This is a genomic window from Lactobacillus kullabergensis (genome assembly GCF_000967195.1).
Classification (GTDB): Bacteria; Bacillota; Bacilli; order Lactobacillales; family Lactobacillaceae; genus Lactobacillus; species Lactobacillus kullabergensis.
Map to the genome: position 1 here is coordinate 1245013 of NZ_KQ033871.1, position 15140 is coordinate 1260152.

At 36.1% G+C, this 15140-nt stretch carries 18 protein-coding genes and 1 other annotated feature; all 18 genes read right to left on the reverse strand.

Annotated features, from left to right (window positions below; translation table 11 throughout):
• Positions 1-82 precede the first annotated feature (82 nt).
• The 18 genes from JF76_RS06355 to dnaI all read right to left on the reverse strand — a co-directional run bounded on the left by JF76_RS06355 (position 83) and on the right by dnaI (position 15137).
• Entirely contained in the window at positions 83-1666 is a 1584-nt protein-coding gene (locus JF76_RS06355) for a HAMP domain-containing sensor histidine kinase (protein ID WP_156962761.1), read from the reverse strand.
• Positions 1644-2357: a response regulator transcription factor gene (locus tag JF76_RS06360; RefSeq protein WP_045928304.1), complete on the reverse strand. Its 714-nt coding sequence runs from the start codon at positions 2355-2357 to the stop codon at positions 1644-1646. The genes JF76_RS06355 and JF76_RS06360 overlap by 23 nt, the downstream gene beginning before the upstream one ends.
• Positions 2358-2509: 152 nt before the next feature.
• Complete coding sequence (locus JF76_RS06365; RefSeq protein WP_045928305.1) at positions 2510-3064, reverse strand: DUF177 domain-containing protein; 555 nt, start codon at positions 3062-3064, stop codon at positions 2510-2512.
• Positions 3065-4219, reverse strand: a complete 1155-nt coding sequence (locus JF76_RS06370) for a nucleotidyltransferase (RefSeq protein WP_045928306.1) — start codon at positions 4217-4219, stop codon at positions 3065-3067. It lies immediately after the preceding gene.
• A gap of 6 nt (positions 4220-4225) precedes the next feature.
• The gene (gene rsfS / locus JF76_RS06375; protein WP_045928307.1) at positions 4226-4573 is read right to left on the reverse strand and encodes a ribosome silencing factor; all 348 of its coding nucleotides are present in this window, start codon (positions 4571-4573) and stop codon (positions 4226-4228) included.
• A gap of 9 nt (positions 4574-4582) precedes the next feature.
• Positions 4583-5179: a bis(5'-nucleosyl)-tetraphosphatase (symmetrical) YqeK gene (gene yqeK, locus JF76_RS06380; protein ID WP_045928308.1), complete on the reverse strand. Its 597-nt coding sequence runs from the start codon at positions 5177-5179 to the stop codon at positions 4583-4585.
• Positions 5172-5813: a nicotinate-nucleotide adenylyltransferase gene (locus tag JF76_RS06385; protein ID WP_045928309.1), complete on the reverse strand. Its 642-nt coding sequence runs from the start codon at positions 5811-5813 to the stop codon at positions 5172-5174. Before JF76_RS06385 ends, yqeK begins: the two co-directional genes overlap by 8 nt.
• A gap of 8 nt (positions 5814-5821) precedes the next feature.
• Complete coding sequence (yqeH, locus tag JF76_RS06390) at positions 5822-6937, reverse strand: ribosome biogenesis GTPase YqeH (RefSeq protein ID WP_045928310.1); 1116 nt, start codon at positions 6935-6937, stop codon at positions 5822-5824.
• Positions 6930-7454 carry a YqeG family HAD IIIA-type phosphatase gene (locus tag JF76_RS06395; protein ID WP_045928311.1) on the reverse strand — a complete coding sequence of 175 codons (525 nt, stop codon included), beginning with the start codon at positions 7452-7454 and terminating at the stop codon, positions 6930-6932. Before JF76_RS06395 ends, yqeH begins: the two co-directional genes overlap by 8 nt.
• Positions 7455-7560: 106 nt before the next feature.
• On the reverse strand, positions 7561-7917 hold the full coding sequence (gene rplT / locus JF76_RS06400) for a 50S ribosomal protein L20 (RefSeq protein ID WP_034980161.1): 357 nt from the start codon (positions 7915-7917) through the stop codon (positions 7561-7563).
• A gap of 36 nt (positions 7918-7953) precedes the next feature.
• The gene (gene rpmI / locus JF76_RS06405) at positions 7954-8154 is read right to left on the reverse strand and encodes a 50S ribosomal protein L35 (RefSeq protein WP_034980158.1); all 201 of its coding nucleotides are present in this window, start codon (positions 8152-8154) and stop codon (positions 7954-7956) included.
• A 22-nt stretch (positions 8155-8176) separates the two neighbouring features.
• Positions 8177-8689, reverse strand: a complete 513-nt coding sequence (gene infC, locus JF76_RS06410; protein ID WP_045928312.1) for a translation initiation factor IF-3 — start codon at positions 8687-8689, stop codon at positions 8177-8179.
• Between the two features lie 37 nt (positions 8690-8726).
• Positions 8727-8838: a sequence feature (ribosomal protein L20 leader region), on the reverse strand.
• Between the two features lie 63 nt (positions 8839-8901).
• Positions 8902-9555, reverse strand: a complete 654-nt coding sequence (locus JF76_RS06415; RefSeq protein ID WP_045928313.1) for an amino acid ABC transporter permease — start codon at positions 9553-9555, stop codon at positions 8902-8904.
• Positions 9556-9568: 13 nt separating this feature from the next.
• On the reverse strand, positions 9569-10207 hold the full coding sequence (locus tag JF76_RS06420; protein WP_045928314.1) for an amino acid ABC transporter permease: 639 nt from the start codon (positions 10205-10207) through the stop codon (positions 9569-9571).
• A complete protein-coding gene (locus JF76_RS06425) occupies positions 10204-11022 on the reverse strand; it encodes a transporter substrate-binding domain-containing protein (protein ID WP_045928315.1) in 819 nt (272 codons plus the stop codon). The genes JF76_RS06420 and JF76_RS06425 overlap by 4 nt, the downstream gene beginning before the upstream one ends.
• Positions 11023-11036: 14 nt before the next feature.
• Positions 11037-11774: an amino acid ABC transporter ATP-binding protein gene (locus JF76_RS06430; RefSeq protein WP_045928316.1), complete on the reverse strand. Its 738-nt coding sequence runs from the start codon at positions 11772-11774 to the stop codon at positions 11037-11039.
• A 211-nt stretch (positions 11775-11985) separates the two neighbouring features.
• Entirely contained in the window at positions 11986-13920 is a 1935-nt protein-coding gene (thrS, locus tag JF76_RS06435; RefSeq protein WP_045928317.1) for a threonine--tRNA ligase, read from the reverse strand.
• Between the two features lie 317 nt (positions 13921-14237).
• Complete coding sequence (gene dnaI / locus JF76_RS06440) at positions 14238-15137, reverse strand: primosomal protein DnaI (RefSeq protein ID WP_045928318.1); 900 nt, start codon at positions 15135-15137, stop codon at positions 14238-14240.
• Positions 15138-15140: the final 3 nt, after the last annotated feature.

Genomic DNA, 15140 nt, shown 5'->3' on the forward strand with positions numbered 1-15140 from the left:
ACAAGTTGATAATTAAAAAGACCCTTTAAGTCTAAATTTGATTACATTAAACAGATAATCAATAGGCTTCTTAGGGTCTTTTTTAATTTGTTTCTTTTTTATTTTTCTTTGCTTTTTCAGCTTCCTCACGTTTATGCAATTTTTGGGATTGAGCTTTTGTAAGTGCTGAGAATTCTATTATAAACTGACTTCCTTGTCCTTCTACAGATTCGACACCGATTTTCCCATGATAACTGGTAACTAACTTTTGAGCAATTGATAAACCTAAACCGTTGCCACCCTTTTCTCTAGTTCTAGCTTTATCAACTCTGTAAAACCTATTGAAAATTTTGCTTTGTTCTTTTTCAGAAATACCTTCACCAAAATCCTGGACTATAATATGCACATCATCTTGCGACAATCCTGCTGAAACATTCATTTCCTTGCGGTCCGTGGAATATTTAATACCGTTATCAATTAGAATAACAAGTAATTGTTCCAAATGGCCTTGATAAATTTGAATTTCAGTATCGCTAGGTAAATCGTCCATATCCAGTCTGATAACAAAATCCTTATGAACGAGTGACATATCACCAACGACCCGTTTAAGAACTTCAGAAACTTTGGTCACAGCATTAGGGTACTGTACATTAATTTGTTCCGCACGCGTTAAATCAAGCATTTCTTGAATTAAATGCTGCATTCTTTTAGCTTCTTGTAAAGAAGCATCAATTGATTCTTCCAAAATCTCTGGGTCATCCTTGCCCCAGCGTTTGAGCATGTTTAAATGACCTTCAATTACCGCAACAGGAGTGCGAAGTTCATGAGAAACATCACCCACGAATTCCTTTTGCTGATCAATATAGCGTTGCATTCGATCTAACATTTGATTAAAAGAAACTGCTAATTCTTGCAATTCATCATGACGATGGAAATCCCTGATTCTTGCAGTACTATTTGGATCATCATTAACTTCTAAAGCAACTCGTGACATTTCTTTCACAGGCTTTACAATGTCACGAACAATTATATAAGCTACCAGTGTAAAAAGTACTATAGCTATTAAAGAAATTCTTACCATCCACTTTAACAGGTCTTTCATTAACCCATTGTAATATGTCATTTTATTAGCAACAACTATATAACCTGTAACTTTTCCTGAATGAGCAGCTCTAACTTTTTGATAAGTAATCAGTTCTTGTCTATGATTTTTAGAAGTACGAGTCATCTCGTAGTCACTTTTTATTTTTTTGAATGGAATGATTTTACCGCCATTATCAAAAACATCCTCGTGTCTAAGATTATAAACAACAACACTCAAATCAGGATTTGTTAGCGATGACAGCAAATCGTCATTAAATGCACTATTATTGTGTTCATCAAAATTAATAGGAGGATTGCCCTTTAATACTTCTCTTGCTGACGGTGTTAAAGCAGGAACAACATTAGCAATCTCTAATTGCTTAGGTATTTTGTTCAAACTACTATTGAGTTTGCTTACCATCTCATTTGATGTTTCCTTTTGCTGGACCATCGATTGCTGTCCAACAAATGAATAGATTATTACGGAAAAAACAATAAAAGAGACCATAATCGTCAAAGCGACGATACTTACCCACCGTAAGATAAGCGATGAGTGCTTGGTCTCCTTTTGTGATCTCTTTTTACTTCTTTTCATCATCCTCATCTCTTACCATGTAGCCAGTTCCACGAACCGTCTTGATATATGATTGTCTGCCAGGAACGTCTATTTTATTGCGTAAATAACGTACATAAACTTCGACAACGTTAGTTTCGATATTTGAACCGGGTCCCCAAATTTTTGCGAGCAACTGATCACGGCTAACAACGTTGTTCTTATTCTTAATCAAGGTCATGAGCAAGTTATATTCACGCTTAGTTAAATCAACGGCTTTACCATCGCCACGGCGAACAATTCTATTTGCAGTTTCAATAGTAAGATCCTTAAATTTAACTACTTTCTTCTCAACGGAATCGTCTGAAGCGTCTTTTTCAATTTTTACTCTGCGTAAAACTGCGCGTAAGCGCGCCAAAAGTTCTTCAATGGCAAATGGCTTAACAATATAATCGTCAGCTCCATGATCAAGACCAGAGACACGGTCAATGACAGAATCGCGTGCAGTCATCATAATTATTGGTGTGCTCTTAACTTGACGGACTCGACGGGCAATTTCTAAACCGTTAAGATCAGGAAGCATAAGATCTAGCAGAATAGCATCGAAATCTTCTTTCAAAGCCAAATCTAAGGCTTTGCGACCATTACTTTCAACTACGGTATCATATTTTTCATGTTTTAATTCCAATTCCACAAAACGCGCCAAATTTTTTTCATCTTCAACAATTAATATTCTTGCCATTTTTCGTCATCCTTTTAAAACTTAATTTTGATTAATTTAATTTAATTCTTGTCAACAAGTAAAGCATACTTTAAAAATGCTTTTAAAACAAGATTAAAAACCAGCATTTCAACAATACTGATTTCTAATTATATTTAATTATTCTTATTTAACTAATTGTGGTTCTCATTATTTTCTTTAAATAAATCTTTTAATTTAGCAAAGGCAGGGTTTATTTGTTCCTTTTCTTTCTTATCAAATTCATCTTCTGAGATCACAGCCCAACCTTTTCCTTCGGGATAAATATTTTGTTCTCTTTCTTCTGCAGTCAAAATTGTAGTTGGGATATGTAGCAAAATATTGTCTTCAATTGCTTTTTGCAAGTTAATAACTTCATTTTTCACTTTTACGATCGGAATGTCACTTTCATCAATTTCTTCTTTAGCCACATCTATATCAGTATAATTTTCACTAAAGTGAAAATTTTCTGTATATTCAACGGGATTCAAACTGCGACTAGAAGGAACAATCAAACTGGCTTGCACTCGAAAGTCTCCGGTAACATATGGTTGATTGTAAAACGCATCACCTGAAACGGTCACGTTATTTACTTGATAAACTAAACCGTGACTTCGCTTAATAAATTCCTCTGTTAATTCAAGCTCGCATTCAATATGAGTCAGAGGTTCATTACTATTTTTTATTTGAGTAAAATTTAAAGTTAACATTTAGACCTCCAGCGGACGTTGTCCAAAGTTTTGATCAACTCCCATAAGTTGTTCAAAAAAGCGATCAACACGTAATTGTAATTTCATCGAACCATTTTTAGTATTTTTTTGATCAACCTTCGATATGATGTCTGCGAATGGTTTTTTTCTAATCCCTTTAAGATATTTTCTTCCTAATTTACTGTAGCCTAAAAGTAGAAGCGATTCATGGTTAAAACTGTCAATCATGTCTTCCTGAGTTACATTTAAAAGCGTATACAGGCTTAGACGGCGCAAGCGAGAATACGTATAACGCTTTGACTTAACTCTTCGCAAAAATTCCGTAAAAGTTTGTGCTGCATGAATTTCATGCTTCATTTTATACTCAAGGCCTTCACTCATTTGGTATATTTTTCTCAATTCTGAAACTGAAGAAGATTCCAACTTATACTTCAAGAATGGAAACAACAGATTCCAATTTGGATAATTTTTCTGCTGAAATAAAAGCTGTACCTCTTTTTTAGGCAGCCATTGTTCTAAAGTATAATTAGTTTCATTATGGAGAATCATATTTCGAATTGCACTGGCGCTTTGAACAACTTTATTGCTCTGCAAGACATCATCATGACCGGCACCAATCCGATTAACTGGATGCAAAACTATGGGCGTACCCAAATTATGATTAGCAACAGCATAAGCCAAAGCAAGAATCGCATTGGGCTCACTAACTTCATGACCAACTTCTCTTGCTACCATTTGATTATATTGGGTTGAATAAGTTTGACTGTAATCATTAAAGTCCATGTGACTTTGTGGAATTTCAGCAATCTTACTACCTAAATAAGCATAATTTTGTGTAGCGTCTTCAACACCAAAAATTAAGTCAGTGACGCCGACTTTGACTAATTGGTCAATACTGCCAAGTGCAAACAAATCAGCTGGTTCAACCGAAGTGGAAAATGGCAGTTCAAGTACTACATCAGCACCACTTTCAAGCGCTGCCTGCGCACGAGACCATTTATCCATAATTGCCATTTCTCCACGCTGAACATAATTGCCTGACATGACAACAATGATTGGGTCTTTACTGCCTGCAATATAGCGAGCCTGATTCATTAAAAATTCATGCCCACTATGGAAGGGATTGTATTCCGCAATGATCCCTACTACACTCATTGTTTGCTAATCTTCCTTTAATTCTAATTTTTTACCGTTAACCCACAGTTTTTCAACATTGTAAAAATCACGTGCATCTTCAGTAAAAACATTTACCACAACATCGCCTAAATCGAGCAGAAGCCAATTTGATTCGCTCGTGCCTTCAACGCGATAATCATAATAGTTAACCTTGTGAGCTTCATCAATGATAGCATTAGCTATAGCATGTAATTGTCTGTTGGAACCAGCACTGGTCACAACATAATAATCAGCTAAAATACTATGTCCTTGCATGTCGTAAGCTGCTGTATCTTCTCCATGACGATCACTAATTGCCTTTAGAGTAAAAGCCAATATTTCTTTACTAGTCAATTTTTCTCCTTATTCTTCAATACCCCAAACATTATAAGCGTCTAGAGTACGTGGATAGATTTTATCTCTTTTTTCAATTAAAAATTCAAGAGTATGTGCTAATTGGTAGCCGACCCCCTTGTCAAGATTAGCATAAGTTATTTTACGCGCTTCTTCAACTCCTGGAAACGACCTGCCAGGCTCAATGTAATCAGCCATAAATACAATTTTATCTAAGGTCGTCATTTCAACATCGGCTGTTGTATGCCTGCGTACTGCCGTTAAAATTTCTGAATCAGTAATTTTCAGATCCCTCTGGATAAAATATGTACCCACAATACCATGCCAAATGCTTCGATTCCAATTTAACAGATCTTGATCAAAGCCCTTAGTTTTAATTACTTCACGATAATCCTCAACTGAAACTTGTTTTGCATAATCATGTATGAATCCGGCTAATGCGGCTTTATCTTCATCATAGTGGTTTAACTCTGCTAATCTTTGAGCAGTTTTGCTAACCCCAATACAATGCTCAAAACGGTCTTCAGTCATATTACTTTTTTCTTTAGCCACAATTTCAGCACTAGATAAAGTTGAATAAGTTTTTTTGAAAAATAAATCATTCATGATATAAGCCTTTTTTCTGAATATAATTCCTCACTGTATCTGGTACCAGGTATCTAATTGAGCCCCCAATCGCAATAGTTTGCCTCACAAGGCTAGAACTAATTGCAATGGCAGGAACATCAACCCAAATCATTGGTAATTTAGCTTTTTGGGGATAGCCAGCTCTTTGAACTCCGACAAGAGTTGCCAGTTGAGCCAATTTAGTAGGCTCTTTCCACTCACCTAAATTATTAACTTGATCGCTGCCCATAATCAAGTAATAATGATTTTCAGGTTGAGATTCACGTAAATATCTTAAAGTATCAACCGTATATGAAACTCCTCCACGATATAATTCAAATAATTTTACTTGAAACCGAGGATTATCCTGAGTACCTAGCTCAAGCATATTTGCACGATCTTGGGCAGAAACTACTGGCCGATCCTTTAATGGAGGAACATTGGTGGGAATAAACCAAACTTCATCAAGATGAAGTTTAGTCAATACTTGCTCCGCTACTATTAAATGTCCTAAATGAATTGGATTAAAAGTTCCACCAAAAATACCGATTTGACGCCCCTTTTTAGGCTCTATTTTTTCTTCAGCTACTTCAACAGTTGGCGTTTTTTGATAATTCTTAGCAATAGCAATCATTATATCCTCTAAATTAATGCACGTCTAATACCTAAACCAATTTGATCTGGTGTATATATTCTAACCAAACAATTTGCAGGGATAGTAACAAAACCTATCCCACCAAAAAGCAAATCACTTTTTTCTTTAGTATGATATTCCTTTCCTTTTAAAGGTGGCAACTCAGCACTTTGTGCTGGCGGATTAAGCAATTCGCCCAGGTGTTTGGCATAGAAACTATCAGCATTTTCCGTTTTAGTCCTGTGAATATATAATCCTCGTGCTGCATAAACCGTAAAACTTGCTCTCTCACCTTTTAAATAGTCTACTCTGCCCAATCCAGCTAAAAATAAAGTGTTACCTGGATTAAGCTGAAAAGTGACTGGCTTAAGCTGCTTTTGCGGTGAAATCAGACTCAATTCCTGAGCGTTCAAACGCGTAGCCAGTTGATTTTTCGTTATTATACCCGGCGTATCAACTAAAAAATGACCATTTGCCAAAGGAATTTCAATTTTATCTAGTGTTGTTCCCGGAAAGCGGGAAGTGGTAATCAAGTTCTGAATTTCACCCATCTGGTCAATAACTGCATTAAGAAGAGTTGATTTACCTACATTAGTTGTTCCTACAAAATAAACATCTTGATCATGTGAGTTTTGATCTAAATACGCTATTAGTTCTGGCAAATTAGTCTTGCTTTTTGCACTTACCAGAAATATTTTTTTAGGATGTAAACCAATTCGATTGGCTTCTTGTCGCATCCAATCCTTTATTTTGCTTTGACGCGAATTTTGCGGGAAAAGATCAAATTTATTGCCAACAAGAATAAAATCATTTTTTCCAATAAAGCGTTTAATTGCAGAAAGCAAGGAGTTGGTGAAATCAAATAAGTCTACGACATTTACAATTAAAGCTTTCTTCTCTGACAAGGAATTTAATAATTTTAAAAAATCATCATTGTCAGCCTTGACTGGCATAATTTCATTATAATGGCGCAGTCGAAAACAACGCTGACAATAGATATCGTTGCCCTCATCTGCACTTTCTTGCGCCTGTTTTAAACGAGAGGCAGGCAAATAACCTGCTTCTTCTGCATTATCAGCTTGAAGAACTGCTCCGCAACCAATACAAATAATTTGGTCATCCATTTTTTAATGTCTCCTTAAAAGTAACTGGGTGTGAAAGGTTTAAAAAGAAAAAAATAATTTTCTCAAAAAAACGATTAATACGTGTATTCCACTTATCAGTTTGAATAAGCGGTTTTACTAATACGGATTCTACACCAGCCAAATTTCCTGCCTGTATATCTGTGATTAACTGATCACCAACCATCATAACTTGGTCTTTTTTTAACCCCATACTCTTTCTTTTTTTAGTTATGGCAAAGGGCAACGGCTTTTTCGACTTGGCTACAAAGTCAATGTGATAAGGATTTAAAACTTTGCCCACTCTTTCAGCATTGTTATTAGAAATTACAACTAACTTAATACTAGCTTGAGCTAATTTTTTATTGAGATTATTCATTTTTGCAGCGGTTTCGAACTCATTCCAAGCTAAAAGAGTATTGTCTAAATCTGAAAAAACAGCTTTGATACCTATTTGCTTTAGCACTTTAATATCTAAATGATAAATCGTGTCAATTGTATAGTGTGGTCTGAATAACATTCAATTTCCTTCTTATCTATCATTGCACTAGTTTAATATACCAAATTTTCTACTGCAAGTGCTAAATTTTGACATAAAAAAACGGCGCCATAAGCGCCATTTTTGGTTAATTTAAAGCCTTTTTAGCAGTTTCTGCTAATTTTGCAAAGGTCTTTGAATCGTTATAAGCAATATCAGCTAACATCTTACGGTTAATATCAACACCAGCTAATTTCAAGCCGTGCATTAACTTAGAATATGAAATATCATTTTGTCTTGCTGCAGCATTGATTCTGGCAATCCATAACTTTCTGAAGTCGCTCTTGCGTCTTCTTCTGTCACGAAATGCATATCTGTAAGATACAAACAACTGTGTACTTGCAGCCTTAAATTGCATATGCTTTGCGCCACGGTAACCCTTGGCAAGCTTCATAATCTTTTTACGACGTTTACGTGTAACTGTTCCACCCTTAACTCTTGGCATCTAAAATTCCTCCTAAATATCGTTTTATATATTTGATTAACGCATTTGAGAGAGCATCTGTTTGATGCGCTTCAAGTCACTGCGTGAAACCATTGCAGCCTTTCTCAAATGACGACGTTGTTTCTTAGTCTTGCCGTGGAAACGGTGGCCGGTAAAAGCGTGATGACGCTTTAATTGACCAGAAGCAGTTCTCTTAAAACGCTTAGCAGAAGCGCGGTGGGTTTTCATTTTTGGCATTTTTCTAATTCCTCCAAATTAACTAATTATTTTTGTCACTCTTCGGAGCGAGCATTAAGAACATTGAACGGCCTTCCATCTTGGGTTTGCTAATTACAGTAGCAATATCAGATGTGGCTTCAGCCATTTTTTCCAATACTTCACGACCTAGTTCCTTATGAGTGATTGCTCGACCTCTGAACCTGATCGAAACGCGGACTTTAGCACCTTCCTTGGTGATAAACTTACGCGCATGTTTTAACTTGGTGTTAAAATCGTTACCCTCAATCGTTGGACTTAAACGGATTTCTTTTACGCTAACCGTTTTAGACTTTTTCCGGGATTCTTTAACCTTCTTTTGTTGCTGGAAACGGTATTTACCATAGTCCATGATACGAGCAACAGGTGGCTTGGCATTAGGCGAAATTAGAACTAAATCTAAATTTGCAACATTTGCTTGGCGTAAAGCCTCAGTTTTAGTAACAACACCAACTTGTTCACCATCTTCATTAATTAAACGAACTTCGCGAGCGCGAATTTGATCGTTCAATATCAAATTCCTTGGAATAATTCTTCACCTCCGTGTTAATCTGAGGACAAGAAAAAGACGGGTAAACTTTACCCGCCCTTAATCAACAGAAAATATCGATCAGCCTAGAGGTCAACTTAACTTAGGCGAGAAGCGGGAAGCTTCTTCTTGTTCTCAACTGTCGTAATTATACTCGTCTTTTGCGAATGTGTCAATAAGATAAGTTTTCATACTTTGCTTTATGCTAAACGTTTATTGAGTCTATTACCGATAACGGATAGGGAAAAGCAAACAATAAAGTACAAAAGTGTTAAAGCAGCAAACATTGGTACGATGTAATTGGCATTTTGACCATAAATAACCTGTGCGTGTTGCATTAGTTCAGGTACAACAATGATAGTAGCTAAAGACGTGTCCTTTATTAAGGACACAAACTGACCAATAATGGTAGGAATCATGTGCCGATATGCCTGCGGTAAAACTACATGCCATAGTGCCTGCACAAAGGTCATTCCTGTAGATCTCGCTCCCTCAATTTGACCTACAGCAACCGACTGAATACCAGAGCGCACAATCTCAGCAATCATGCTGGATTCAAAGATTGTCATTGCAATAATAGCTGACAAAATTGCTCCTGGTCTCAAACCAATATTGGGCAGGCCAAAATAAGTAAAGAAGATAATCAATAATAAAGGTAAGTTTCTAACAATGTCAATAATGAAGCCGACAATTGCTGAAATAAATCTAATTTTTGCATAGCGAATTATTCCCAATATCGATCCTAAAATGAAACTTAGTACAATTGCAAAAACTGAAATAAATAATGTGACTGCTAACCCCTTTAATAGAAAACCGAAGTTTAACCATGATAGGGCATTAATCCATGTTTGCATTTTAGTCGCCTCCCTATGCCATTTTCTTTTCTAGATGTTGCATATAATAACTTAAAGGCATAGTAATTATTAAATACAGCACGCCGATTACAAAATAGCTGTTAAATGTATCAAAAGTCACAGAGGCGATTGCATTAGCCTGATACATTAAATCAAACCCAGCTACAAAAGCCAAAATTGACGAATCTTTGATTAAATTGACAAATTGATTGCCTAATGGTGGAATAACAATTTTAAAAGCCTGAGGCAAAATCACATAACGCATAGCTTGCTTATAAGTCATCCCCGTAGATCTGGCACCTTCCATTTGGCCTTGGGAGACAGACTGAATGCCTGAACGGATTATTTCAGCAATAAAAGCTGAAGTATACAAAAACAAACCAATTGTACCTGCAGTAAAGCCGTCTATTTTGACAAAATATTTCGGTATTATTAAGTAAAAGAACATTACGATAATTAATAATGGTATATTACGAAAAATCTCTACGTAAGTCCTACCGATTTTGTTTGCCACTTTATTTGGGATAACCTCTAAAAGAGCTAATAAAACTCCAAAAATCAGGCTAAATACTAACGTTAACAGGCTTGATAAAATAGTCCAGCCAAATCCTGAAAATAGTTGACCACTAAAATTATTGAAGATACGAATCATTTTATATACATCTCCTTATAGTTAAAACCAGGAACTTGGCCGAACCACTTTTTAATTAAGCGATTGTATTCTCCACTCTTTTGAATTTTATCAATCGCTCGATTTATAGCTCTATGAAAAGGTTCTTGATTTTTATTTACTGCGATACCATAAGGTTCTTTAGTATAAGTTCCTCCAGTTACTTCAAGGCTCCCGGGACTCTGTGCGGCTAAACCATATAAAATACCATTATCACTAGTCAAAGCATCACCTTGATGCGATTTCAAAGCTGATACAGCCTGACCATAGTCCTGCATTGCGACAACTTTAGCTCTGGGCGCAACTTTCTTTACTGCCTCAACAGAGTTGTCTCCAACAATACCAATTACAGTTTTGCCATTAAGATCACTTGGCTTTTTAATTTTTGATCCTTTAGGGACAAGAAATGATTTACCAGCCTGAAAATACGATTTGGAAAAACTAATTACTTGTGCTCTTTCAGGAGTAATTGTCAGAGTGGCAATTACCGCATCAACGTTACCATTTTTCAATAAAGGTATCCTCGACTGTGAAGTGGCAAGCGTAAAGCGAGCCTGCCCTTTAGGACCTAAAATTTCTCTGGTAATGGCTTTGGCCATATCAATATCAAAGCCCTTTTCTTTATCATCTCTAATATCGATTAGACTAAAAAGTTTTTTGTCACCTTCAACTGCCCAAGTAATGGTATTGGACGAGCGCACATTTTTCAAAGCTGACTGGTCAGTGACACTATTGCCACAACCAGATAAAAGGAACATTCCCAAAAATAGCGAGATTGAGCAAATTAATTTTTTCATGATATTGCCCCCTCTTAATGCGCTATTATTTTGCTTAAAAATTGCTGCGCCCGTTCTGTTTTCGGCTGTTTAAAGAAGGAAGAACTGTCATCATCTTCAACAATTTGACCCTGATCCATAAAGATAACACGGTTAGCTACTTCCTTAGCAAAGCCCATTTCGTGGGTCACGATCAAAGAGGTCATATCGCTAGACGAAGTAATCTTTTTAATTACTTGTAAAACTTCATCAATCATCTCCGGATCAAGCGCTGAAGTTGGTTCATCAAAAAGCAGTAATTTGGGATGCATCGCTAAAGATCGAGCAATCGCCACGCGCTGTTTTTGACCACCAGATATTTGGGCTGGCATATTTTGGGCTTTATCAGCCACTCCAACCATATCAAGTAAATGCATTGCCTGCTTTTTATTTTCAGCTTCAGGCATATGACTGACAATTCGTGGTGCCAGCATCACATTTTCCAAAACATTTTTGTTCTTATAAAGATTAAAGTGTTGGAAAACCATACCGACATCCTGACGCAACCTATTTGAATCAGTCTTAGGATTGGACAAATCCTGATTATTAACTATCAGCTTTCCACCCTGGATTGACTCTAAGCGGTTTATTGTTCTAATAAGCGTACTTTTACCGGAACCGGAAGGTCCGATTAAAACAACAGTTTCGCCTTTATCGATTTGTAAATTAATACTATGCAACGCGTGAAATTTGCCATAAAATTTCTGCACGTCATGAAATTCTACCATTGACATAATTATTGCTCCTTTTTAGCAGTCTTAATTTAACTATCTAAACCAAGCTTTTTTAGCAATTGATTAATTAATCAAAAGTGCATCCCGTCAACACTACATTTTGTTACTCGACGTGCAAATTTTAGCGGTTTTTTATATTTATAAGGTCTAAGTTGTCAAATTATTCCTGCAATCTATTAAATTAAACTTATCTTTACTATCATTTACTCTATTATTCTTCACGTGAATATGATTTAACATCCTGTTCAATTTCACGAATAAATTCATCAAAGCTCATGGCTACTTCTTCTTCAGTGCCGTAGCGACGAACATTAACTCCCTTGTCCTTTAATTCCTTGTCACCTAAAACAAGAGTATATGGTACTTTTTGAGTTTGTGACTCACGAATCTTGTAACCTAATTTTTCATTACGTAAATCTGCTTCTGCTCTAAAGCCACGTTTATTAAGTTCGTCGCGAACTTTCTTAGCATAATCAGAATGAGCATCAAGATTAACCGGGATCACTTCTACTTGAACTGGAGCTAGCCATGTTGGAAAGGCGCCCTTGTATATCTCAATCAGGTAAGCAATGAAACGCTCCATAGTACCTACAATTCCGCGGTGAATCATAACTGGACGATGCTCTTCGCCATCTTGACCAACGTAGGTTAAATTAAATCTTTCAGGCAGCATGAAGTCTAGTTGAATTGTGGACATTGTTTCATCTGCACCTAAAGCAGTCTTAGTTTGAATATCAAGTTTAGGACCGTAAAAGGCAGCTTCACCTTCAGCTTCAACATAGTCAAGTCCCATATCGTCCATAGCCTTTTTCAGCATTGACTGACTTCTTTCCCACATTTCATCATTTGCAAAATACTTTTTAGTATTCTTTGGATCACGATAGGAAAGTCTGAAGTAGTAATCAGTGATGTCAAAGTCTTTGTAAACATCTAAAATTAGAGTCAAGATTTTTGAGAACTCACTTTGAACTTGATCTAAAGTCACAAATGTATGACCGTCATTTAAAGTCATTTCTCGTACACGTTGCAGTCCTGACAGAGCACCAGATTTTTCATATCTGTGCATCATGCCCAATTCGGCAATTCGAATTGGCAATTCACGGTATGAACGAATGTGATGCTTGTAAATTTGAATATGTGAAGGACAATTCATTGGTCGCAGTTCAAGCATTTCACCGTCACCCATATCCATTGGTGGGAACATGTCGTCACGATAGTGTGCCCAATGCCCAGAAGTCTTATAAGCATCAACGTTCATTAAAACTGGAGTATAAACGTGTTGGTATCCGTCAGCGACTTCTTTATCAATGATATAGCGTTCAACTACACGGCGAATTGTGGCACCTTTTGGCATCCAGTAGGGCAATCCAGCACCAACTTTTGGATCAACAAAGAATAAATCAAGATCACGGCCAATTGTTCTATGATCACGTTCCTTAATTTCTTCACGCCGTTTAATGTCCGCATCCAAATCTGCCTTTTTAAAGAATGCTGTACCAGAAATTCTTTGAAGCATAGGATTAGAGGATTGCCCTTTCCAGTAGGCACCGGCAACAGATAACAATTTAAATTGCTTAATTTTACCGGTGTTTGGTAACAATGCGCTAAAACCAAAATCGACAAAATTGCCTAACTTATGAACTTGTACTTGGTCATTTTTTTCAGCTTTAAGCATTTCACTCTTATAAGGATCATCCTTAAAAAGATCAGAAAGCTCGTCTTTAGACATTAAGTTGGATTCAATCTTTTCTCCTGCTTTAATTGCTTTTTTGATTGCTTTTTCCAAGTCTGGTAATTCATTGACTTTTATTTGATTTTCTTTATCAGTATCAACGTAAAAGCCCTCATCGTCAGATCCATGTTCACCAAAATGAATTTCAGGATAAGCTTTCTTGGCCACGGCTTCAAGAACAAATACAACGGTATCACGCAAAATTGTTAGACCCTCTTTATCTCTGTCGGTTATAATTGCAACTTCCGCATTTTTGTTCAACTTATAGTCTAAAGCAACAATTTGACCATCTACTTTTGCACCAAGAGCAGCTTTACCTAAAGATGTACCAATGCCATGTGCTAAATCAGAAATTGAAACAGCTTCAGTAAAATCTTTTTTTGAGCCGTCAGGCAAAGTAATCGAAAAACTCATTATTTCCTCCAAAATTTTTATAATAAAAAATCCCAGTGCAATTAAGCACTGGGACGTTAATTAACGTGGTTCCACCCAAAATTTAGTTCAAGAAAATGAACTATCTCGTTATAGATTGTTAACGGAATCTAACCCATTATCAAAATTTAGGTATGAATGATTGGATTGCAAACGCTGATGAAAGCTTCCAGAATACCGCTTTTCTCTCTGAGTTGCATTGCAACATGTTCATTCATTGGTGTTAATTATAACCCAATAATTTTTTAATGCAAGTATATTTTCATTAAAAAATAAAATTATTCTGCATCTTTTATAACTTAGTGACGCCGATTAGGTCCAGATATTACTATTTCCGCTGCTAAAGAATGTATTCTTTCCATTATTCTAGCAGCCTTTACTGGTTCAATTGCATTTTTAGTTTCCTTAAAATGATCCTCCAAATCATCCATGGCAAAATTGGACGAGAAAAAGGTTGGCAAAATATTGTCCATTCGAGCCTGTAAAATTACTGCCAAGACCTCGTCTCGCGACCATTGACTTAAATTTTCCGCACCGATATCATCCAATATTAACAAGTCAGAATTAGCAATTTTTTGTACTTCACTTTGTAAACTATTGTCATTAAAATGACTGGACAAACTGGCAATGAATGTTGGAACGTGCAGAAAAACAACATATTTTTCCATTGCAGCTACCTGATTTGCCAATCCTGCTAAAATATGCGTTTTACCAATACCAAAATTACCGGATAAATAAAGACCCTTTTGGTGAATATCTTGTGAATACCGATATAAAAAGCGCTGAATAGCAGTCATTACTTCTGCTCTTTCTGGTGTCATTTCAATTTTACTTAAACGTACATCATGTAATCCCTCTGGTAAATTAATTAAACGCAAGTGCTTTTTGATATTAATTTCCTGATCATGAATCAGTTTACTGTCTTCAGGAACAAATTTAAGACTAATGGCATTTTTATTCATTATCAAATCTGGATAATATCCTTTGGTCACAGGATCTTTTTTATGTTGGCTGAGATAAAATTCAAAAAGACTGGGAAGGCTTTTATCAATTATACTGTCATTAAGTTGTGCTCGGTGCTGATTGATAAATTGTTGCACTTTGGGCTCAGCCAAAACTTTTTGCTTAATTTTAGCGGTACTCTCGTCTTCTACTTTAGCTGTTTGTCCTTTAACCATAAATTTTTTAATGGGTTGCATTTT

Bases quoted from the DNA above. Each gene is read 5' to 3' on its own strand.
- JF76_RS06355 (WP_156962761.1), bottom strand. From the start codon at position 1,666: ATGAGGATGATGAAAAGAAGTAAAAAGAGATCACAAAAGGAGACCAAG.
- JF76_RS06360 (WP_045928304.1), bottom strand. From the start codon at position 2,357: ATGGCAAGAATATTAATTGTTGAAGATGAAAAAAATTTGGCGCGTTTT.
- JF76_RS06365 (WP_045928305.1), bottom strand. From the start codon at position 3,064: ATGTTAACTTTAAATTTTACTCAAATAAAAAATAGTAATGAACCTCTG.
- JF76_RS06370 (WP_045928306.1), bottom strand. From the start codon at position 4,219: ATGAGTGTAGTAGGGATCATTGCGGAATACAATCCCTTCCATAGTGGG.
- yqeK (WP_045928308.1), bottom strand. From the start codon at position 5,179: ATGAATGATTTATTTTTCAAAAAAACTTATTCAACTTTATCTAGTGCT.
- JF76_RS06385 (WP_045928309.1), bottom strand. From the start codon at position 5,813: ATGATTGCTATTGCTAAGAATTATCAAAAAACGCCAACTGTTGAAGTA.
- yqeH (WP_045928310.1), bottom strand. From the start codon at position 6,937: ATGGATGACCAAATTATTTGTATTGGTTGCGGAGCAGTTCTTCAAGCT.
- JF76_RS06395 (WP_045928311.1), bottom strand. From the start codon at position 7,454: ATGTTATTCAGACCACACTATACAATTGACACGATTTATCATTTAGAT.
- rplT (WP_034980161.1), bottom strand. From the start codon at position 7,917: ATGCCAAGAGTTAAGGGTGGAACAGTTACACGTAAACGTCGTAAAAAG.
- rpmI (WP_034980158.1), bottom strand. From the start codon at position 8,154: ATGCCAAAAATGAAAACCCACCGCGCTTCTGCTAAGCGTTTTAAGAGA.
- JF76_RS06415 (WP_045928313.1), bottom strand. From the start codon at position 9,555: ATGCAAACATGGATTAATGCCCTATCATGGTTAAACTTCGGTTTTCTA.
- JF76_RS06420 (WP_045928314.1), bottom strand. From the start codon at position 10,207: ATGATTCGTATCTTCAATAATTTTAGTGGTCAACTATTTTCAGGATTT.
- JF76_RS06425 (WP_045928315.1), bottom strand. From the start codon at position 11,022: ATGAAAAAATTAATTTGCTCAATCTCGCTATTTTTGGGAATGTTCCTT.
- JF76_RS06430 (WP_045928316.1), bottom strand. From the start codon at position 11,774: ATGTCAATGGTAGAATTTCATGACGTGCAGAAATTTTATGGCAAATTT.
- thrS (WP_045928317.1), bottom strand. From the start codon at position 13,920: ATGAGTTTTTCGATTACTTTGCCTGACGGCTCAAAAAAAGATTTTACT.
- dnaI (WP_045928318.1), bottom strand. From the start codon at position 15,137: ATGCAACCCATTAAAAAATTTATGGTTAAAGGACAAACAGCTAAAGTA.